The following is a 20983-nucleotide window of genomic DNA, read 5'->3' as shown; positions in this document are numbered from 1 at the left end:
CTGATTAGAACCACATGTTTATCGACTTAACCACTTCATCACCAAGCGATTGATAAACGTAGGTGATACGTTACTTAATCTATGCAATAGGCCATAAAAAACACTGACCGTTCTATGGGTTTTAGGGTGTTTCACTTGTTTATCAATCACAGCGACTACGTGTTCAGCAGTAATGTTCACACCGAGTCGTTGCATGACTTTGGCGGTGTGTTTCTGTGCCTTAAGCATATTGGTTGCCACAAAAGGCGGCATGACATCACATACTCTTATGCCGTACTTTTGCCACTCAAGTTCCAGCGCCTCGGTAAGCGCTTTTACGGCAAACTTACTCGCCGAATAGCTGGCTAATTCTGGTACGCCATAATCGCTACTGGCTGATGACATATTGATAATAGTACTCGTGCCAGTATTTTTTAAATATGGCCATGCAGCATGACACAGATTCATGACCCCGATGACATTGACACTTAATGTACGCTGATGATGTTCTATAGGGATGTCTTCAAACGGACCAATTTCCAATATGCCGGCATTGTTAAGTAATACAGCCAAGCAATTATTATGTTCAGCACAAAATTTAGCCATAGCGTGTTGTACTTGTGAAACATCACTGACATCCAGCTGAAACAAGCGTATTCGAGTTCTATCCCATATTTCGGTGGCTTGTGTTAATTGTGCCAAATTGATGTCGGCCATACCGATCCAATAGCCCTTTTTATGAAAGTGCCGAGCAGCGGCTAAACCAATACCAGAAGCCGCACCGGTAATAAATATCGTGTTGTTATTCATGATCCAACCTAGTTAATATCAGTACTGGTGAAAAGGTGAATAAGCCAATTAGAATGACCGGGTATTAAGGTGTTCCATCTGCGGCTGTTTCATTTCATCAACCCAGCGCTGCCAAGTGTAGGGCCATAAAATGGGGTCGCCATCGGCATCTAAATACCAACTTTGGCATCCTCCAACCCAGCTAGTGCCCTTTAACCCTTCTTTTACGTAGGCATTAAAATCGTCAATGGCTTGTTGCTTAGCTTCAAACTCATCAAATTGATACTCACGCCATTTATCGATCAATTTAATCACGTAGTTAGTTTGAACCTCGCTCATGGCGATAACCGAAAAGTTACCAATGGGGGTGTTGGGGCCGAGCATTAAAAAGAAGTTAGGGTAGTCGCTGAGTAACATTGACCGATATGCTTTGATTTTATGAGCCCACGCTTTATCAATATGCAAATTGTTGCGGCCAATTAGATTCATTGGGCGCATAAAATTAAATGCATTAAAACCTGTCGACAATACCAATACATCGAGTTCATGGTGTTTACCGTCTTTAGTGATAATCCCCGTTGCTGTAATGCGCTCAATGGCCTCTGTTATTAACTCAGCATTGGGTTTTTGAATGGCTTTATAAAAGGTGGTGTTGATAATGACCCGTTTGCAGCCTACTTGATAATGAGGGCGTAATTTCTCGCGTAAGGTTTGGTCTTTAATGCTTAATCTTAAGTTGGCTTTACACAAAAAATTTAACACATGTTTTTGGATAAAGTGTCCAGTTACCGCTTTGGTAAAAAAATGTTCTAGAAAAAACTTACCAGTATTTCGGTGGATTTTGGTGATGACGGGAAAGCGAGTCATCAGTTTTCGGATGGCCTTTGAAAAGGCAAAATCGGGCAAGTGCATTAACCATTGTGGTGTGCGCTGATAAACCGAGACCTTAGCACCAGTGTTAATCAACTCAGGAATGGCTTGTGCCGCCGTTGACCCAGTACCGATTACCCCAACCCGAGTTGAGGCTGATATATCGACGTCGTGGTTCCATTGGGCGGTATGAAATGTGGTGCCTTTAAAATCAGCTAATCCAGGAATGTCTGGAAATTGCGGATGGTGCAGAATGCCTGTGGCACACACAATAAAATCAGCGATATAGGTTTGCTGTTGGCTGGTTTTTACTGTCCATTTGCCATTGGCATAGTGTGCATCGGTAACCGCTTCGTTAAAGCGTATGTCTCGTTTAACCTCATACTTATCTGCCACGTGTTCAAAATATTGTTTAATCTCTGGTCCATGGGCAAAAAATCGGCTCCAGTTTGGATTGGGTTCAAATGAATAGGTATACATGTGAGCGGGTACATCACAGGCCGCACCTGGATAGGTATTCTCGCGCCACGTTCCGCCCACAGAGCCTTTTTTCTCCAGCACTACAATGTCAGTAATACCAGCTTGACGCAGTTTGATGGCCATTAAAATGCCCGTCATACCTGCACCAATGATCACCACCGAAGGGTTTCGTTTAACTTGGGTCATGAGGACCTCAATGATTGTTATTTTTAATTATGACTTTTAATGGCCATTTCGCTACACGATCATTCGAAGATTGTTAACCAATGATGTTATCTGTCCAGCATAGGAAATTGTGCTTGATTGATCTAGCGTCTAAATAGACGTATATTTGTGATTTTAAGACATTACGGCCATCAATTATGACATTTCGCATTATTACCAGTGTGCAGATTATCGTTGCCCATGGCATTGAGCTGGGTATTGATGAGAATGTTTTACTGCAAGGGTCGGGTTTAACCAGTGCTCAATTAGCTGACCATGAGCGGCTGATTGAAGATAAGCAAGAGTTACAGGTGTTAAATAACCTAATGCTTAATACTCAATGCCCATTTAAGGTAGGAATGGAATTAGGCTGCCGTTATCACCTGACCAGTTATGGCATTATGGGGTATGCCCTATTGGCGAGCAGTACTGCGAGAAAGGCGATTGAATTTGGCTTGCGGTATCTAGATTTGACCTATGTTTTTTCTCAGATAACATTAATTGAGCTTAGCGACGATTTATCCTTAAGGTTCTCGTGCGACATTGCTGGTAAGTTAGGTGAGCTGTTGTTAGTCAGAGATATGTTGGGCGCGGCGATGATCCAACGAGAAGTATTTGAACGTAACGGCTTACCGATAAAATTGCAGTTTATTTCGCCTCAGCCTTTAGGCTTGTGCCTTGATGATATAAAGCAAAGACTCGGTGCTGAGATTCAATTTAATGCCAGTTATAATGGCTTTTCTGGGCTAGCACCCCTGTTGGATTTACCCTTGGTAAAAGCCAATGAAGCCACCGCCAGATTATGTGAAGCGCAATGCAGCCAGCTACTGCAACAAAAACAAAACTGGAAACCTGTCGCCAAGTTGGTCAAAGACACCTTAGTGCACTTAGGCTTAACAGCATCAATGGAAGACATTGCTCAGTATTTGGCCCGCACGACTCGCACTTTACATCGTCAACTAAAACTAGAACAAACCAGTTGGCGCCAAGTGCGTGATGATGTGCGTTTTGGTATCGCAGAGGAATTGTTACTAAAGCCGATGCAACTTGATGAAATTGCTGAGCGACTTGGTTTTAGTGATGGGGCTAATTTTAGCCACAGCTTTAAGCGTTACAAAAACATTACCCCAAGCCAGTATCGCAAGCAGGCAAAAAAATAGCGATAGCTACCTGTTCCTGATAGCTAAAGGCTAGCTAGAATCTCAAACCTTAGACTTTAAACCTCAAATTTAAATAGTCACACCTATAACCTATAACTCGGAGCAAGCGGCTGTTAGCCAGAATCTGCTTTCTATGACCCGATTCCTCAAATTTAATTACAGAACTGCCTTTCACAGGGAACTCCGTCATCATCACCATCCATTTCCGTTCCTGGACAGTTGTTGATATAAAATGTCGCTTCAGCACAAGAGCGCATCTGGCTGCAATGGGTTTTATCCGCTTCACAACGAAAAGTATTGGGTGTTATACGAGACTCTGTGGTCAAAGGCGTTATAGAGCTAGGCTGTATTAAACGAGTTGTCGAACTTTGCTGCAGTATTGTGGCGAGTGGTGTCAACTGTGCCTGCTTCGCATCCTCATTGGTAGGAATGGGCGCGGCGTTGAAGTCTTGATATTTGTTGAAACCGTATATGGCTAAGTTGAGAACTACGAGTATTAAAATAATTCTGCCAATGACTGAGCTTGATGAAGTGCGCGGCGAGTGGTGAGTTTTATTATTGCAAGGCAGGTTAAATGGACCACTTAATGGCGTGTCCGCGACTTTTGCATGTGATGAACCTGCAATAACTGCAACACCTTCTATACTGGCTTTTATGGCTTTAACTTTGCCGTCGGGCTGGTTCTCACGATGAAATAGGATCTCATCGCCAACAAGGGGTTTTCTGGCCATGTGCTTGAGCGTTGTAATATGAATAAACACATCTACATCACTGCTTGTTTCTGGTTTGATAAACCCAAAGCCTTTGTCGTTATTCCAACGAACTAATGTGCCTCTTTCCATGGCAATATTCCCTTTATAAGCATCGTTTGATGTTGATAGGTTAAGTAGGCCGCCATAGTAGCGAGTTTTAAAGGCAATAAGCTAGCTATTTCATTAAGTTAAATTAAATTTAGTTATAATGATATCTGATAATAGCAGGGCGTAATAAGTATCCTCACACAACATTGTGGTAGACGCTAAACGTAGGCATCAAGCTAACGATCACTAGTTTGATGCCCATAGTTTAATCCTGTTTCTTAACATGTTTTAGCGCGGTTTGAAGCGCTTCATAGCGAAATAAGAAGGTATTTTCTTTCGGGAGTGAGTCGATAGCTTGAAACTTGCCAAGTTGCTCTCGTGTTTGTTTATTGGGGCACAGTAAAAACACTTCACAATTAGCCTCTAGTGCATCTTTAATCGCATTTTCAAGCGCTAAGCCAACGGTAACATCAATCATAGGCACATCAGTTAGGTCGAGGATCATTGCTTCATATTCGGCAATACTGGCATGTTGACGTGAAATCGCTTTTGATACGCTAAAAATCATTGGACCTGATAAGTAGAAAAACAGCACTTTACCATTTGCCTGGTCAAGTAAGCCGCGCTCACTTTGTGTCAGCGGAACATCGTTTTGATCTGCATCACTGATGGCTTTAACTTGGCGTGCTTGCTCTCGGCTTAAGCGTTCAATAATGAGGATGTTAGAAATAAAGACCCCAAGTCCTACTGCCACAATTAAATCGACAAATACGGTTAATAACATCACCCCATACATAATAGCCATGCTTTGCATACTGACTTTGTGGGCACGTTGAATGAAACTCCAGTCAAGAATATTAAAACCAACATAAACCGCAATCCCGGCTAATACTGCCATCGGGATAGGCTCGGTCAAACCACCGGCCACCAGTACCACTAATGCCAGTATTACCGCTCGGGTGATACCTGATAGCGGTGATTGGGCACCTACTTGAATATTGGTTACCGTGCCCATAGTGGCTCCCGCACCAGGAAGCGCGCCAAACAAGCCCGAAATCATATTGGCTAAACCTTGGCCACGTAATTCTTTGTCTGAATCGTGCTCTTTACGGGTTAATGAGTCGCCGATAACTGCGGTCAGTAGGGTGTCAATACAGCCAAGGGTGCCTAGCACTAAGGCGTCGATGATCATGGTGACAAATATATCAGCGTTAATGTGAGGAATAACCAGAGAAGGTAAGCCTGCTGGAATTTCACCAATGCGGCGAATACTGTCGGTGTCAAAGAACATGATTGATAATAAGGTGACCCCCACTAGAGCAACAAGCTGCGCAGGCACATATTTACGATATCGTTTAGGGAACATGAACAATGTTATTAGGGTTAACAAACCAAGAAACAGCTCGCTAAACTTGATGTTTGCTAGGGTATTTGGCAGTGAAGATAAGGTGCCTATAACGCCACCTGTGGGCGCAGCATGACCCAGTAAAGGCGAGAGTTGTAATATAATCAAAATCACGCCAATGCCCGACATAAAGCCAGAAATAACGCTATACGGCATTAAGGTGACATATTTGCCTAGTTTTAAGCTGCCGATTAAAAATTGAAAGCCACCTGCCATCATGACTATCGTGAATGAAATAGCGATACCAGATTCAGGATACTTAGCCACCATGGTGGTTAAAATAGCGGTCATAATTACAGTCATAGGACCGGTAGGTTCAGAGATTAAGGTTGATGAACCGCCAAATAACGCGGCAAAAAAACCAACAAGAATAGCGCCCCATAAACCTGCTTCGGCGCCAGCGCCAGAGGCGACACCAAACGCAAGAGCCAAGGGTAATGAAATGATTGCCGTGGTTACACCGCCAAACAAATCGCCTTTGATACTGACATCCTTAAAGCGTTCTTTAAACAAAACAATACCCCTTATACAAAAGTTGGCGTGACTGTAGCAAATTATGCGTAAATTATTAATCATTTTGTATAGACCATTTACATTTTGGACGCGTATAACTGTATAGAGAACTTAATAACAAGGATTAAAGATGCGTTTATTTATGGTTATTGCTATGGCGACGTTATTAACTGCCTGCAGCACCAGCTACCCTAATCAAGCCATTACAGGACAGGTTTTTCCGTCAGTAACGGGGCAAACTCTTGAACAGCAGCCGATGGCCTTACCTGACGATTTAAAAGGTAAGGTGGCATTATTATTAATTGGCTATAAACAAAACTCACAATTTGATATTGATCGCTGGTTGATTGGCTTAGACATGACCCAGACTCAAGTTGCTGTATATGAAGTGCCGACAATACAAGGATTGTTCCCTAGAATGTTCAGTACTTTTATTGATAATGGCATGCGCGCGGGTATTCCTAAGCCACTTTGGAAAGGGGTGGTGACGGTTTACCAGGATGGCGACCAAGTACAAGCCTTTACTGGCAATGAAAACCCAAACAACACCCGAGTCGTGCTATTAGACGCACAGGGAAAAGTGATTTACTTTTATGATCAAGGTTTCTCGGTAGATGCGCTTAATCAGTTAAGAGCCTTACTCTAAAAACGGTCATATCAGGCTATAAAAAGATCGAGTCTGAGTATGAGATTACTTATAAGCTAGTTAATTACTGGCTCAGTTAACTTTTACCCTAAGTAACAGACTAATAAGTGGTGAAAATCATCAATATGGTTAACTTCAATACCTTGGTTGATTAATAAGGCTTTGAATTTAAATGTAAAAAAGTATGGTCTAATCCTTGCTAAATATCTTCCAACTCAACCAGGAAGAGCAATATTATGCAATTGGACATTCAATCACTTGGCCAACAATATCAAAGTGGCAAAAACGTTAAACTGGCGATTAACGCCTTATCGTTAAAAGTTGAGCCGGGAATTTTAGGGCTACTTGGCCCTAATGGTGCGGGTAAATCTAGCCTGATGCGTATTCTGGCCACCATCACCAAACCCACTTCTGGAAAAATTTTGTGGAACGGACAAGATATTGTTAGGTCACCGCAAGTTTTACGTCATGAGTTAGGTTATCTGCCGCAGTACTTTGGTGTGTATGATCAACTATCGGCTGTCGAATTTTTACAATACATTGCCAGCTTAAAAGGTTTATCCAAATCAAATGCTAATCAAGTTATTGACGAGTTAATTGATAAACTCAACTTAACCCACGCAGCCCATATGCCATTAAAAGGTTATTCGGGAGGTATGAAGCAGCGAATTGGTATTGCGCAAGCCTTGCTCAATGATCCCAAGTTACTGATTATTGATGAACCTACGGTTGGTTTAGACCCGCATGAGCGGGCTAACTTCAGGCAACTACTGACTGAGTTAGCGGGTGACCGATGCATCATCTTTTCGACTCATATTGTGTCTGATATTGAGTCTATTGCGAACAGTATCGCGATTATGAATACCGGGCAGCTGATCCAATCGGACACTCCTAGTTCACTGCTACAAAAAATGGCCAATAAATGCTGGCAACTCACCACTGACTTTAATGAGCTTAAACATATTCAGCATGAGTTTATTGTTAGCCACAGCGTGCGTAAAGAAGACAAAGTGGAGCTCAATATTGTTGCCGACCATTGCCCTGATGCCAGAGCAATTGCAAGAACCCCATCATTAGAAGATGCTTATCTTTACTTTACTAGCAGGCAACAACCGCAAGCGGGTTTAGCGAGGGCAAGTTAATGAATACCATGTGGCAATGTATCATCGCTGATTTTAAACAGCGTACCCGGCAACAAAGCTATATTGTCGCCTTGTTGGCTATGTCGGTTTTAACGCTATTATTTTTTCCATCACCAGATGCTCAATATCAAACATTAGTGATTAATGGCTATCGCGGAATTTACAACAGTGCCTGGCTTGGTGTGTGTTTGGCGATGTTGAATGTACTTTTTTTACCGATTATTTGCTTTTACTTAGTTAAGAATGCACTTGAATTAGACCGGCAATCCATGACAAGTGAGTTGATCGCCGCCACGCCTGTAGCCAAGCACACATTTTTATTATCAAAGTGGTGTGTGAATGTACTTATATTGGTATCAATTGTACTGGTCATGTTGTGCAGTACTGTACTGATCCAGCTTTATTATGGCGAAAGTTATCAAATTGATTTTTGGGTATTAATTTGGCCTCAGTTGGTGTTCGTTTTGCCAGTATTACTGGCAGTCGCCTCTATTGCTATCATGTTCGAATCAATAAAATGGCTTAGAGGTGGCTTAGGTAATCTGGTGTATTTTTTTATCTGGATAGGCTCGATTGTACAAACGATTGAAAGTGTTTCTGGTATTGGCAATCTGCTTGAACAATTAGATGCTGAAGTGGTAGCACGTTTTCCTTTATCACAAGGGGCAACCAATATAGGCATCAAAGTGGGTGATAGCTTAAGCCCAGAAATTAACACCTTTATATGGCAAGGTATTGAGCCGACAGCAGTGCATTTGTGGGGCGCGTTACCGTTAATATTTTTTAGCCTGATTTGTTTGGGTGTTACCTATCTATGTTTCGACCGATTTAGCCAGCAAACGCTAGCCGTTAAGCAACAATCATCATGGCTACACCGCACTTTTAGCCGCACAGTAGGGATGCCACTGGATAGTCTTTTGGGTTTTTTTACTCAGTATTTTGCCTTCACACGACTGCTGCGCTTAGAGCTCAAATTAATGTTAACTGGCCAATCTACTTATTGGTTTATCGGCTTAATTATTTTAAATATTGTTCAAGTATTTATTAGCCAACAATTACTCATTAGCATAGTGTTACCTCTTGCATGGTTGTGGTGTGTGTTAGTGCTATCACCTTTAGGGCAATTAGAAAAACAATCGAATACAGTAGAGTTAATGACCTACAGTAAGCAATCATCAAGGTTACAAAGCATGGCGAGTTGTTCCGCAGCATGGCTTGTACTGGCAATGGCCTGTTTAGGCGGTGCAATCCGCTTTTTAACATTGGGTGAATGGGTGTTACTGCTGCAATTGATTATTGCTATTTCATTTACGGTATCGCTGGCTTATTTTTGTGGTGCTTTTGGCGGAACAAAGCGCTTGTTTGAAGTGCTTTATCCCGCTATTTGGTATTTTGGACCGATTCAAACAGCACTTTATGTCGACTTTTTTGGGGTGAATAGCCAAACCAGTTGGCAGGCGGGGATGCCCTATGCCGTTGCCGCAATTTCTATGGGATTACTGCTACTCACTGTGGGAGTAAAAAATAGCCGTTAGCTAATAAATAATTGCTTAATAACAGAAGCTTAGTCCACGATACTATTTGTTCACGATACTATTATTCAACGATACTATTATTCAACGATACTATTAGTTAACTGACTAAGCTTTGTTAACAACTAGGCTTAATCTACCACAGCTTTATTAGGTATTCTTCGGCGCAGCAGCTGAATGAATGCCGGGGCAATAGAGGCTAAAATCATTCCGCCCATTAATAAATATTGGTGAGGCGTATAGGATTCACTCATTAACACTAAACCACAAACGATACCTGCTATGGGGTTGGCAATGCCGCCAAAGGTAAAGTCGACCACCGACATCCGCTGCAATAACCAGACATACATGCTGTAACCCAGCACTGTATTGAGTAACACTATCCAGCCTATTCCAGCAGCATTTATCAGGCTGAATTGGCTGATAGCATCGAAATATTGCTGCGGTAAAAAGAATGCCTGAACGCCCGCACTAACTAGTAATAATGCCCCCCCGATAATGAGCTGCCAGGTGAGTATGGTCCACCAATGAATCCGCGTACCCAGTGCCTTGGTTATCGTGCTACCGACAATAATGCAGCTAATAGCCGCTAGCATAGCGACCAACCCTATTGGGTTTAACGTGATCGAACTTGGGTCAAATAGCATCCAGGCTAATAGCACTAATATCATGCCAAAAAATGCTTGTACTGGGTTAGGGCGCTTTTTACTGATAACCCAGTGGAATAGCATGGCAAAAACGGGTACGGAAATCATTCCAATGCCTGATATGGCTGAAGGTAGCGTTAATGCCATCACAAAAATAAGGCTGAAAAACACCGCGATATTAATTGCACCCAGTTTAATTAAAATCGGCCATTGTGCTTTTTTAGGTCGGCTAGGCTTTATGGCCAGTAATATCAGACCCGCAGGTAAAGCGCGCAGCGCGCCTAATAGTAATGGTGGCCAGTCAGGTAAGGTGAACTGGGTCATGGCATAAGTGGTACCCCAAAAAAAAGCTGGGATCATGGCTAATAGGATATTCATAAACTACCTTTAAATTAAGTATCTTTATATGAAGATACGTTGCAATTCTGAACCGATAATTTATTTTTGTAAAGTATCTTTTTATCAAGTATCTTTGCGTTAAGTTTATTTAGGTATTAGTTAACGGCTTAACAGTCAGGTGAAAAATGGAAGATATCGATCGACTTGTCGCCCAATGGGGTGAGCAGAAACCACATTTAGATACCCTGCCAATGGCGATACTTGGACGTTTTCTGCGTCTACAAAAACACATTGAAACTGAGATATCTGCTTGCCATAAGCAATTTGAGTTAACCATGGGAGAGTTTGATGTGCTGGCAACATTAAGACGTGCAGGTACGCCCTTTACACTAACGCCTTCAGGGTTATTATCGTCGATGATGCTGACCTCTGGTGCGATGACCAATCGGTTAGATAAACTTGAATCTAAAGGGTTAATCAAGCGTGTTCACAGTACTGAAGACAGACGCAGCGTGACGGTTGGTTTGACTGAAAAAGGCCTTGCCACCATAGATGATGCAATTGAAGAACATGTGCGTATTCAACACACCTTAGTGGATCATCTGTCGGATACTGAGATGCCCGAGCTTAATCAGTTGCTCAAGACTTGGCTGGTGGCCTTTGAAGGTAAGAAGTAATGTATTATCAAATGACACTCAGTATAGGGTAGAAGACCTAAAATTATTGGGTTGATAACGCTATGGTGTTTAATTATTTTGATATTATTCATTAATAATATCAATTTTTTATATTTTTGCGCACTTGCTTACCTATTTAAGTTCGTGATGTATTTGCGGTAAACTTCCTAAATGGCGGTAAGTGATAATCTGTGCGGTATGGCATTTTTTTAGTCTGTGAATATTAATAGCAAAGCGACTTAATGGGTCGCTTTGCGTATTGGTATTACGAGGAGAATACTGTCAGCCAGAAAAATTAGTGAAATAAGCGATTTCTATCTCGGCGACAGATGTTTGCCGCTATCGATAAGTATTGATTACAAACCGCAAGGTGAATCGAGCACAGGCTGCCATTCGGGCACATTATCAAAGTGACTTACGCCTTTTTTCTGTAGTTTATCAACATTGCTAAGCACTTGTTCAGTCGTAATTATTTCATTGGCATTATGATAAACCCAGTCGATATCTTGTTGATATTCTCTCAGTTCATCAGATTCAACAGGACCAATCGAGCCATCAGCCCCTTTAGGCATAAACCAGAGGTTAAAGTTAATCGACATAGGCTCTTCTGGGGCGACTTTGTCAGAATGAGTAGAGATAAGTTTACCATCGACATAGTAGTTAACTTGTTCTTTTTGTACCGTCATCACTAATATACGCCAACCAGCATAACTGCCTTCTTTGCGGGTATATTCGTTCACCTTGGTCCAAGGTTCTAGTTGGAACGTTTCCCAGGTGGTAGTCCACATTGCTGGCGCACTATCACTTCCCCAACCGCCATTAGGTAAGTATTCAAAATCCACTTCGCTGTAATTAGGGTCTAAAGAAAACGCCAACGGGCTGATGGTATAGAATGTTTGAATAACCTCATCGCCATCTGGGCCATAAGTCGGCCTGTCTCTGAAAAATACCCGGGCAGCATAAGTTCCTTCTAGGTATTTGCGCTTATGGCAAAACTGGGTGTGACGCGTATTGTCACCTTCGCCAGCCGTGACCGAACTCATTCTTATTGCACCGTTATTGGCGTCTTTTAGTTTTGGGTGAAAGCTTATTCCTTCAGCGGACCATGTTGCTTTGTGGATCCCTGGGTGACCCGTTTCTGTTCTTGCTTTCCAACCGTTGGTATTAAACGCTTCTGCTTCTGCGTATGCAAAATCATCAAAAAATACGGGCGCATCATTAGCGTAGGAATAACTTGAAAAACTGATCCCTATTGCGAGGGCTACAAGGGTAATATTGGTATTATTTTTCATCGTGCTCTTAGTCCTTTAAATTAAATGGCAGCGCTGTCATTTTGTTGTTTAACGCTAACATTGCCAACATAAAATTGTTATCAGTCTTTAGTCGATAATATCTGAGCTGCTTAATCTTATTAAGGTTTGACATTTATTTACTTGAAGGGAGGTTTTCTACTGTTTTTACGATATGCTGAATAAACCGTCAAAAAACCAAAGTTGGTGCTTGTGACATTTTCTAATCAATTTTATACCGCTGAGCAAGTTAAAGCAGGCGAGATCCAGGCAGCGCAGCTAGCTGGTGTGACTATGTTTGACTTAATGAAGCGTGCCGGAGAAGCCGTTCTTAAGCTTGTTTTACAATATTATCCAACGCCTCAACATATTTTAGTCTGTTGTGGTGGTGGTAATAATGGCGGTGACGGTTATGTGCTGGCACGCCTAGTGCGTAAAGCGGGTATTAAGCTCACTGTGTGGTCAACTCATCAACCGAGCCAATTAACAGGTGATGCTTATCAAGCTTATTGTGACTTTACGGCTGCAGGTGGCAGGGTTAATACTCAAACAACTCACATTGCTGATGATGTTGATGTGATTGTCGATGCGCTATTGGGTACAGGTCTGCGTGGTGAGGTTAAACAACAAACCTCTGCATTGATCCAGTTGGTCAATACCAGTTCGGCAAAAGTGTTCGCTGTTGATATTCCCTCAGGGTTATGTGCAAACACCGGTACGGTATTGGGTATTGCGGTACGCGCAAATCATACGGTCAGCTTTATTGGTATCAAACAAGGTTTAGTAACAGGTCAGGCGCGGGAATATAGTGGAACGTTACATTTTGCAGGTTTGGGAGTTGAGTTATTTTTTCAACAAAATAACTTGGCAGAAGTGCATGCTATAACCGAGCAGAGATTAAAGCATACTTTGATCGGCCGAAACCCTGTTTCAAATAAAGGCCATCATGGTAAGGCTTTGCTGTTAAGTGGGGATATTGGTTTTGGTGGAGCAATAATATTAAGTGCTGCAGCTTGTGCTAGAACGGGCGCAGGATTAACCGCAGTATTAACCCACAGCGCAAATTACTCGCCATTGTTATCATATTGTCCTGAGGTAATGTGTCACGCTTGGGATTGCCTTGATAACGTTGATGCTCGTATTCATTGGGCTACGGCCATTGCGTTAGGTCCTGGGCTTGGTATGAGTGTGCATGCAAAATTAATTGCCGATCGGGTTAGGCAATCTGATAAACCCAAAGTGATTGATGCAGACGGTTTAAACTTGTTGGCATTAGTTCCTAATATCGATGTTAATAGAGTGATTACTCCGCATCCAGGTGAAGCTGCAAGATTATTAAACTGCGCTGTAATAGATATAGAACGAGACCGTTACCAAGCTGTGCGACAGTTGCAACAACGTTTTGGTGGTGTGGCTATTTTAAAAGGTGCTGGCACATTAGTGTGTGATGGTCGCCAAGTTTATGTGTGCTTAGCCGGTAACCCAGGGATGGCCTCGGGTGGAATGGGCGATGTGTTAACCGGAGTTATTGTGAGTTTATTGGCTCAAGGTTATTCACTTTTAGATGCCGCGTTAATCGGGGTGCAACTGCATAGTCAGGCAGCGGATCAATCGGCGAAACAATCAGGCTTTATAGGTTTGCAGGCCAGTGATTTAGTGCCGTTTATTCGAAAGCAAATTAATCGTTTAAGTACTTAACTTAATTATTGAGATAAATGTGACCGTTATCAAAAAAGAGTAAAGTAGGGTGCCACTTTACTCTTTTTATCGTTTACAGCTCTAGTGCTGTAATTGTGCTTTTGCGGCTTCGACTTTTGAAAAATCAAAACCTAATTCTAATACAGCTTCTTTAATTAATGCAGGGTTTTGCATAACCATAGCCATCAATTGTTGTAATTTTTCAGCTGGGATCCCTAATTGACCAATAACGCTCATTGCCATTAATGGATTTTGGGTTAGCGTTTGAAATAATTCGCTAATTTTAGCATCGCTTACATTGTGCTCTTTTAAGATGGCAATAATTGGATTCATTAGATGACCTTATGTTGATGGCTGAAATTTATTTGTTGCTGATTCTAACACACTAAAACTGAGTGAGTTTGAATGTTTAAGTGAAGCTTTGTCGATAAAGTATATGGTTTTAAAATCAATAGATAACTCAATATTAACGTATAAAGTATCATTTTAAAATAAAATGACGCATCACCTTTTAACTACTTGAGTGTTGTTTAATTCATTGAATATAAAAGAGTAATGCTGTAAATTTATCCTATTAAATACTTTTTTGCTGGGTAATGTATATGCATTTTAATACTAAAATTAAAGCTGAACGTCCTTTTCAATATAAAGCGTCCTCAGGCCCAATATTAAGGCAGTTTGAAAGTGACCGTGGCCGTATCATTAATTCAGCAGCTATTAGGCGATTACAGCAAAAAACTCAAGTATTTCCGCTAGAGCGAAATGCCGCAGTGCGTAGCCGATTAACTCACTCAATGGAAGTGCAGCAAGTCGGCCGATATATCAGTCAGTTGATTTGTGATGGCTTGTCAAAGTACGATTCCGACATACAAAACTATGGTTTAAAAACCTTAGCACGTGAGCTGGAAACTATCGTAGAAATGTCGTGTTTAATGCACGATGTTGGTAACCCACCATTTGGTCATTTTGGTGAAGCGGCAATGATTGATTGGCTGCAAAACAGTCTTGCGGGCATATATCAGCAATTACACAATAAAATCTTACCCGATGACATTGCCAGAGACTTAATTAGTTTTGAAGGTAATGCTCAGGGAATACGATTAATTCACTCCTTGCTAAAACTGAATCTGACTTATTCACAAGCCTCTGGGATCATGAAGTACACCCGCTGTGGTACTGAGCCCAAACCTGCTAAAAATGGTAATGACCCCCACAGTTATTTAAAGAAAAAGGTCGGTTATTATTTGAGCGAAACTGACTATATCACTGAGTTACAAAAAACCTTAGATATCGCTCCTCATTGCCGCTCACCTTTTGCGTATATTATGGAGGCCGCGGATGATATTTCTTACGGTATAGCTGATTTAGAAGATGCGGTTGAAAAAGGTGTGCTAACCGTCACGCAAATGAAGTTAGCATTAATAGACAAGTTTGCCCAAATATCATCACATCTTAGCGATGTAGACCAAGCTGTAATGCAAGTGATGCTAGATAAAGCCAGTAAAAGTGCCAAGGGCAGTGACAGCATGTTTTTTGTGTTCTTACGAGTAGGAGTAAATGGTCGTTTACCTCAGCATGCCCAGAAACGCTTTATTGATAATATTGAAGCCGTGTTCAATGGCAGCTTTAATCATGCCTTGATTGAAGACAATAGCGCTAATCATATGATTGTTGAAACGTTTAAACGGGTCGCGTTAGAACAAGCTTTTTGTCACCCAGAGGTGGAAGCGCGAGAATTGCAGGGCTATAGGGTAATCAGTGGCTTAATGGAATGCTATAAGCCATTGCTAACCCTGAGGCGTGAGCAATTTAATGTATTAATGTATGGCGTTCAAACGGCTGAGGATAAGTTGCTGTCAATTCCGATATATCCGGCGCGTTTATACAAAAAACTGTCTTCTAAGCATATTGCCGCATACCAAACAGCCATGGCAGATGGCGCACTAACGACTCAAATTGCCGATGAAGATTGCCGTGAGTTTTACTTCCGTATGCGGCTTATTATTGATTATATCAGTGGTATGACAGATCAATTTGCCTATGATGAATATCGTGCTTTTCATGTGATAGATGATTTTTAATGATTCGGCCGCTTGTTGCTGATTTTAATTTCAGCCAATTTATTTGTGTTATAAAAACCAAAAGGCCTGAATAATTTCAGGCCTTTTGTTTGTATTTATGTGTACGAGTAATGACTAAGATGACAGCGAGCTTTTGTCTAACTGTAAACGTGCCAGACAATCAACCACAGACAAAGGCTTACTGAGCAAAAAGCCCTGTACTTGGTCACAACCACCTTGTCGTAAAAACTCTAGCTGCTCATAGGTTTCAACCCCTTCAGCCACAACATTTAAGTCTAAGCTGTGTGCCAGGGTAATAATTGCGCTGGTGATGGCTGCATCATCAGGATCTTCACTAATATCACGTACGAACTCACGATCAATTTTTAAGGTATCGATAGGGAAGCGCTTAAGGTAACTTAAGCTTGAATACCCAGTACCAAAATCATCAATAGATATCGTTAAACCAATGGCTTTTAGCTGGGTGAGAATTTCTACAGAATCAGCAGGGTTACCCATAATCATTGATTCAGTTAATTCTAATTCAAGCGCGCTTGCAGGTAGGCCAGATACCGCCAAAGCAACTTCAATAGTCGATATTATATCGGCCTTTAACTGTCTGGCAGAAAGGTTTACCGCGATAGATATATGCTCAAATCCCTGTTGATGCCATTGTGAAAGCTGACCACAGGCTTGGTTAAGCGCCCAATGACCTATCTCATTAATCATGCCAGTTTCTTCAGCTAGCGGGATAAATTCGGCTGGAGAAATAAATCCAAGCTCTGCGCTATTCCAGCGTAATAGTGCTTCTAATCCGATAATTTTTTCTGTTTTAACATCAAATTTAGGCTGATATACCAAAGACAGCTCATTTAAAGTAATGGCTTGTTTAAGACCTGCTTCTAGCTGCACATGGCGGGTAGCATATTGGTTAAGCTCAGCGGTATAGAACTGGAAATTATTACGCCCTAAGGACTTAGCATGATACATAGCCGTATCCGCATATTTAATCAACGAAGTGGTATCATCTGCATCGCTAGGATATAAGCTGATACCAATCGATGATGAAATCGTTAACACTTTATCGTCTAATAAAAATGGCATTTCGAATGATTGCAGCACTTTCTCTGCAATTCGCGTCGCTGATTCGATTTTTTTAACGCCTTCTAAAATGAGGGTAAATTCATCGCCGCCTAATCGGGCAACAGTATCTCCTTCTCTAATTGCATTTTGAAGACGCACTGATACCGCTTTTAGTAATAAATCACCAATATGATGCCCCATAGAATCATTAATATGTTTGAAGCGATCTAAATCAAGGAACAATAACGCGACAATTTGCTGCGAACGATGCGCTTTGGTGATGGCATGATTGAGTCTGTCTTGGAATAAGGTTCGATTAGGTAAGCCAGTCAATGGATCAAAGTTAGCCAGAACGCGCAAATCTTCTTCTGCTTTTTTACGGGCAGTGATATCGGTAAATACCGCAACAAAGTGGCTAGTTTCACCTTTATTATCGATGACCTGATTTATTTCTAGCCAGGCCAAAATACCTTTACGATTACGGGTACGAATTTTAATTTCTCCGGCCCAGTGCTTATGACGTAACAATTGGGCTTCAACGGTAATATAAAACTCCCTTGATTGTTTGCCCATAGCCAAAAATAAGAAGTGTTTGCCAGCGACTTCTCGCGCTTTAAAGCCGGTAATTCGACTAAATGCCGGGTTAACTGAGCGAACTTTATAATCTAATTCTCCGACGACAACGGCTTCATTCATACTGAATAGCACTTGTGAAGACAGTTTTAATTCATTTTCAATTTCTTTACGGCTGGTGATATCTTTATGGGTTCCCGCCATGCGAAGTGGTCTATCTTTGCTATCACGTTCAACCACTTGTCCACGATCAAGCAACCAGGTCCACTTACCATTGCCTATTTCAACTCGGTATTCGGCCTCGAAAAATTCACTATTACCATCAAGATGCTCTTGCAGTAGACTTTCTACTCTTGCGCGGTCTTCAAGGTGAATGCTATCTATAAGTAACTTATCAGAATGATCAAAGTTCATTTGAGGCACCATGTTAGTGCGGTAGACTTTGTTCTGTGCGATATTCCAGTCCCACATACCATCACCAGAAGCCCATAAAGCGAGCTTCAAACGTTCTTCAGATGCACGAATACTTTGCTCAAATTCTCGTTGTTTCTCATGTTTATAGTGCCTTGAATACATAAAATATGACAACAGGCTAAAGCTGAATATGCCATAAAACATATAAGCAAATTTACTCATATAAAAAGGCGGGATCACCGAAATAGGTATGACTAATGATTTCTCATCAAAAGCATTTTGACCTAAAGCATGACGCACTATGAGTTGATAATCCCCTGGTGGGATGTTGGTGTAGGTTATTTTGCTGCCAGTGGGCAGTTTATGCCATACAGAATCAAAGCCAGTTAAAAAGTAACTGTATTGACTTAAATTACTATAACTAAAGTTGAGCGCGCCAACTTCAAAGCTAATGAGTTGTTTTTCATAGGGCATATTAATCTTAGGTGTATGACTAAGATCCAAAACCGGATAACGTGTATCGCCAATAGTATAGCTAGTAAGTGCTAGTTTGATTGGTGGACGTTGCTGTGGAATATCGCTCGGCGTAAAGTAATTTAGCCCATTTATGCCGCCAAACCACATGTCACCATTACTGTCTTTAAAACGAGCCGCGCCATTAAACTCTAAAGCCTGTAGCCCTTCATGAATATTAAACGAAGTAAATTTTTTCGTTGCGGGGTTATAACGGGCAATGCCTGAGTTGGTACCTAGCCATAGGTTTTGGTCATTATCTTCCAGCAAACTGTATGCTGTATTTATAGCTAAGTCGTTATTCACATCCAAGCGTTCAAATTTAAAAATACCGTAGTCCGTTGTTAATTTGTCTATACCGCCATGGGTTGCTACCCAGAGATCGCCATTTGAGGCGCGAAGAAAGTCTCGTACGCGGTTATCGCTTAAACTATAGGGATTACCAGGTTCGTTGCTAACAAAAACTAATTCTTTTTCTTCTGGATTAAGTCTGACAAGGCCGCCTATGGTGCCTATCCATAAATATCCATCACTGAAATGTAGCGTTAGCATTTGGTGCTTATAGGGGGAATACTCCTTCTGAAAACCAAAGTTATAGGGCAGCATTTGCTGATTATCTTTAGAGATAAAATACAGCCCTAGCATGCTGGCCAACCAGACTCTATTTTTATCATCAACGGCTAAGCTGCGAAAATTTATATCTGCCTGCAGTGCTGGATTGTGAGGCTTAACTTGCGATAGCGTATCTTGTTTGTCTAAGGTAAATACACCTATGCTAGTCGCAAACCATACTGTTTGTTCACTATCTTCAATAATATCGTTAACTTGTATATCGAGTTCAGAGGCGGGAATATTCAATAAGACAGAAAATTGATCATTAAGATAGGTGTACTTGCCATCCTCAGTTAAATATTTAAGGCCTTTTCCATCCGTTCCAATCCATAAGCGTTGTTTATGATCGCGATAAATTGCCCTGATCATATTGGCCTTGCGTGGATTACTGGTGCTGCTATCGAATAAATGAGTAAAATATTGATTGCTAAGGTTAATCTTATCGATACCAGAAAAGGTAGTCCCTAGCCACAAGGTGCCATTAGGATCGAGCATCATGGTGAATAAATTATCTTCACTCAGGCTATTTATTTTATAGGCTTCATTTTTATGATATTGGCTTTGCCATTCTTTGCCGTCAAAATCTAACTGAATAAGACCTGAGCCATTGCCGATTGCCCATATTTGGTTGGCATCAACAACTATAAAGTCTTTGATGTCATTCTTTTTTCCAGTAGCATCAGATCGTTGCCAGATAAAATCTTTTTGGTGGGTATCTAAATTATAACGCCAGATTTGATTATCAATAGCTAACCAAACGGCAAAAATTGAGCTGGCCTGAATTCGGTTAACTTGCATTTCATTTGGAATATCTAAACGATTAATTGTATTAGTATCAATTGCATAAGTTCCAACTCTGTCAGTGCCAACGATGACAAACTTATTATCGATATTAGATAAGCTGGTTATTTGCGGTTCTAAGCTATTACCAAGACCAATAGAAGTGATTTTATAAGTCTTGAGGGACATCATAAACAGGCCCGAACGTGTGCCTATCCAAAGGGTATCACCAATAACGGCAAGATGAGACACTTGGCTATCAGTTAAGCCATCTACCTGATTAAATCGGATAAACTTACCCGTTTTAAGGTCAAGCCTATTTAAGCCGCTATTCAAAGTTGCGACCCAAAGTGCACCATCGGGGGTTTGTATAATATCAGTAATAAAATTATCTGAAATTGTTTCAGGATCACCAGAACGCTTGAGGTATATCTGAAAATCGACACCATTATAACTGTGCAAGCCATCTTGAGTACCAATCCATAACATACCAGCACTGTCCATAAACAACTTGGTAATACTGTTTTGGTTTAGCCCTTGTTGGCTATCAAAATGCTCAAATTTGATCTCGGAAATATGACTATACTTGCCTTTATGTAACGCAATAGCTGGTGTTGCATACAATAAAGCTGCAAATAGAATGGCTGTAATCAAAAATGAAAATATGCGTAAAATCAAACGACACCTTAGTTTCTGTGTTTTATTTTTATGAAATGACAGCTTAATTTCTGTGTTTTATTATTATGAAATGACAGCTTAAATCAATACTACCTTTTAA

15 protein-coding genes are annotated in these 20983 nt (G+C 41.2%); 7 read left to right on the top strand and 8 right to left on the bottom strand.

From position 1 onward, the window contains the following. Positions 1-18 precede the first annotated feature (18 nt). Together FJ709_RS17720 and FJ709_RS17715 are read right to left on the bottom strand one after the other, a co-directional pair. On the bottom strand, positions 19-789 hold the full coding sequence (locus tag FJ709_RS17720; RefSeq protein WP_226411624.1) for an SDR family oxidoreductase: 771 nt from the start codon (positions 787-789) through the stop codon (positions 19-21). 48 nt (positions 790-837) lie between these two features. Beyond that, positions 838-2304 (bottom strand): flavin-containing monooxygenase, encoded by a 1467-nt coding sequence (locus FJ709_RS17715; RefSeq protein ID WP_226411622.1) that lies wholly within the window; start codon positions 2302-2304, stop codon positions 838-840. Positions 2305-2480: 176 nt separating this feature from the next. Between FJ709_RS17715 and FJ709_RS17710 the strand changes: the two genes are divergently transcribed. Further along, positions 2481-3482: an AraC family transcriptional regulator gene (locus FJ709_RS17710; RefSeq protein WP_226411620.1), complete on the top strand. Its 1002-nt coding sequence runs from the start codon at positions 2481-2483 to the stop codon at positions 3480-3482. 152 nt (positions 3483-3634) lie between these two features. On the opposite strand, the gene FJ709_RS17705 is transcribed toward FJ709_RS17710, so the two are convergent. Next, the gene (locus FJ709_RS17705; protein WP_226411618.1) at positions 3635-4324 is read right to left on the bottom strand and encodes an excalibur calcium-binding domain-containing protein; all 690 of its coding nucleotides are present in this window, start codon (positions 4322-4324) and stop codon (positions 3635-3637) included. A gap of 223 nt (positions 4325-4547) precedes the next feature. Beyond that, positions 4548-6263, bottom strand: coding sequence for a SulP family inorganic anion transporter (locus FJ709_RS17700; protein ID WP_404829979.1), 1716 nt, complete (start codon positions 6261-6263; stop codon positions 4548-4550). A 67-nt stretch (positions 6264-6330) separates the two neighbouring features. On the opposite strand from FJ709_RS17700, the gene FJ709_RS17695 reads away from it, so the two are divergent. The 3 genes from FJ709_RS17695 to FJ709_RS17685 all read left to right on the top strand — a co-directional run bounded on the left by FJ709_RS17695 (position 6331) and on the right by FJ709_RS17685 (position 9523). After that, complete coding sequence (locus FJ709_RS17695) at positions 6331-6846, top strand: hypothetical protein (RefSeq protein WP_226411613.1); 516 nt, start codon at positions 6331-6333, stop codon at positions 6844-6846. A gap of 236 nt (positions 6847-7082) precedes the next feature. Continuing rightward, entirely contained in the window at positions 7083-7988 is a 906-nt protein-coding gene (locus tag FJ709_RS17690; protein ID WP_226411611.1) for an ABC transporter ATP-binding protein, read from the top strand. Continuing rightward, complete coding sequence (locus tag FJ709_RS17685) at positions 7988-9523, top strand: hypothetical protein (RefSeq protein WP_226411609.1); 1536 nt, start codon at positions 7988-7990, stop codon at positions 9521-9523. Before FJ709_RS17690 ends, FJ709_RS17685 begins: the two co-directional genes overlap by 1 nt. 128 nt (positions 9524-9651) lie before the next feature. Here the strand turns inward: FJ709_RS17685 and FJ709_RS17680 are convergent, their stop codons facing one another. Then, positions 9652-10545: a DMT family transporter gene (locus FJ709_RS17680; protein ID WP_226411607.1), complete on the bottom strand. Its 894-nt coding sequence runs from the start codon at positions 10543-10545 to the stop codon at positions 9652-9654. 146 nt (positions 10546-10691) lie between these two features. Here FJ709_RS17680 and FJ709_RS17675 point away from each other — a divergent pair, with 146 nt between their 5' ends. Then, complete coding sequence (locus tag FJ709_RS17675; protein ID WP_226411605.1) at positions 10692-11183, top strand: MarR family winged helix-turn-helix transcriptional regulator; 492 nt, start codon at positions 10692-10694, stop codon at positions 11181-11183. Positions 11184-11539: 356 nt separating this feature from the next. Here FJ709_RS17675 and FJ709_RS17670 read toward each other — a convergent pair whose 3' ends face one another. Beyond that, positions 11540-12475 (bottom strand): glycoside hydrolase family 16 protein, encoded by a 936-nt coding sequence (locus FJ709_RS17670; RefSeq protein ID WP_226411603.1) that lies wholly within the window; start codon positions 12473-12475, stop codon positions 11540-11542. 210 nt (positions 12476-12685) lie between these two features. On the opposite strand from FJ709_RS17670, the gene FJ709_RS17665 reads away from it, so the two are divergent. After that, entirely contained in the window at positions 12686-14170 is a 1485-nt protein-coding gene (locus tag FJ709_RS17665; protein ID WP_226411601.1) for an NAD(P)H-hydrate dehydratase, read from the top strand. An 81-nt stretch (positions 14171-14251) separates the two neighbouring features. Here the strand turns inward: FJ709_RS17665 and FJ709_RS17660 are convergent, their stop codons facing one another. After that, a complete protein-coding gene (locus FJ709_RS17660) occupies positions 14252-14503 on the bottom strand; it encodes a DUF2999 family protein (protein ID WP_226411599.1) in 252 nt (83 codons plus the stop codon). Positions 14504-14766: 263 nt separating this feature from the next. On the opposite strand from FJ709_RS17660, the gene dgt reads away from it, so the two are divergent. Continuing rightward, positions 14767-16251 carry a dGTPase gene (dgt, locus tag FJ709_RS17655; protein WP_404829978.1) on the top strand — a complete coding sequence of 495 codons (1485 nt, stop codon included), beginning with the start codon at positions 14767-14769 and terminating at the stop codon, positions 16249-16251. Positions 16252-16365: 114 nt separating this feature from the next. Here the strand turns inward: dgt and FJ709_RS17650 are convergent, their stop codons facing one another. Beyond that, positions 16366-20883, bottom strand: a complete 4518-nt coding sequence (locus tag FJ709_RS17650) for an EAL domain-containing protein (protein WP_226411595.1) — start codon at positions 20881-20883, stop codon at positions 16366-16368. Positions 20884-20983: the final 100 nt, after the last annotated feature.

Origin of the sequence: Shewanella glacialimarina, assembly GCF_020511155.1 — a bacterium.
In the GTDB taxonomy this organism is placed as follows: Bacteria; Pseudomonadota; Gammaproteobacteria; order Enterobacterales; family Shewanellaceae; genus Shewanella; species Shewanella glacialimarina.
This window is presented reverse-complemented; position numbering and strand designations above follow the sequence as displayed.

Bases quoted from the DNA above. Each gene is read 5' to 3' on its own strand.
- FJ709_RS17695 (WP_226411613.1), top strand. From the start codon at position 6,331: ATGCGTTTATTTATGGTTATTGCTATGGCGACGTTATTAACTGCCTGC.
- FJ709_RS17685 (WP_226411609.1), top strand. From the start codon at position 7,988: ATGAATACCATGTGGCAATGTATCATCGCTGATTTTAAACAGCGTACC.
- FJ709_RS17675 (WP_226411605.1), top strand. From the start codon at position 10,692: ATGGAAGATATCGATCGACTTGTCGCCCAATGGGGTGAGCAGAAACCA.
- FJ709_RS17700 (WP_404829979.1), bottom strand. From the start codon at position 6,263: ATGATTAATAATTTACGCATAATTTGCTACAGTCACGCCAACTTTTGT.
- FJ709_RS17710 (WP_226411620.1), top strand. From the start codon at position 2,481: ATGACATTTCGCATTATTACCAGTGTGCAGATTATCGTTGCCCATGGC.
- FJ709_RS17690 (WP_226411611.1), top strand. From the start codon at position 7,083: ATGCAATTGGACATTCAATCACTTGGCCAACAATATCAAAGTGGCAAA.
- FJ709_RS17680 (WP_226411607.1), bottom strand. From the start codon at position 10,545: ATGAATATCCTATTAGCCATGATCCCAGCTTTTTTTTGGGGTACCACT.
- FJ709_RS17705 (WP_226411618.1), bottom strand. From the start codon at position 4,324: ATGGAAAGAGGCACATTAGTTCGTTGGAATAACGACAAAGGCTTTGGG.
- FJ709_RS17720 (WP_226411624.1), bottom strand. From the start codon at position 789: ATGAATAACAACACGATATTTATTACCGGTGCGGCTTCTGGTATTGGT.
- FJ709_RS17660 (WP_226411599.1), bottom strand. From the start codon at position 14,503: ATGAATCCAATTATTGCCATCTTAAAAGAGCACAATGTAAGCGATGCT.
- FJ709_RS17715 (WP_226411622.1), bottom strand. From the start codon at position 2,304: ATGACCCAAGTTAAACGAAACCCTTCGGTGGTGATCATTGGTGCAGGT.
- dgt (WP_404829978.1), top strand. From the start codon at position 14,767: ATGTATATGCATTTTAATACTAAAATTAAAGCTGAACGTCCTTTTCAA.
- FJ709_RS17670 (WP_226411603.1), bottom strand. From the start codon at position 12,475: ATGAAAAATAATACCAATATTACCCTTGTAGCCCTCGCAATAGGGATC.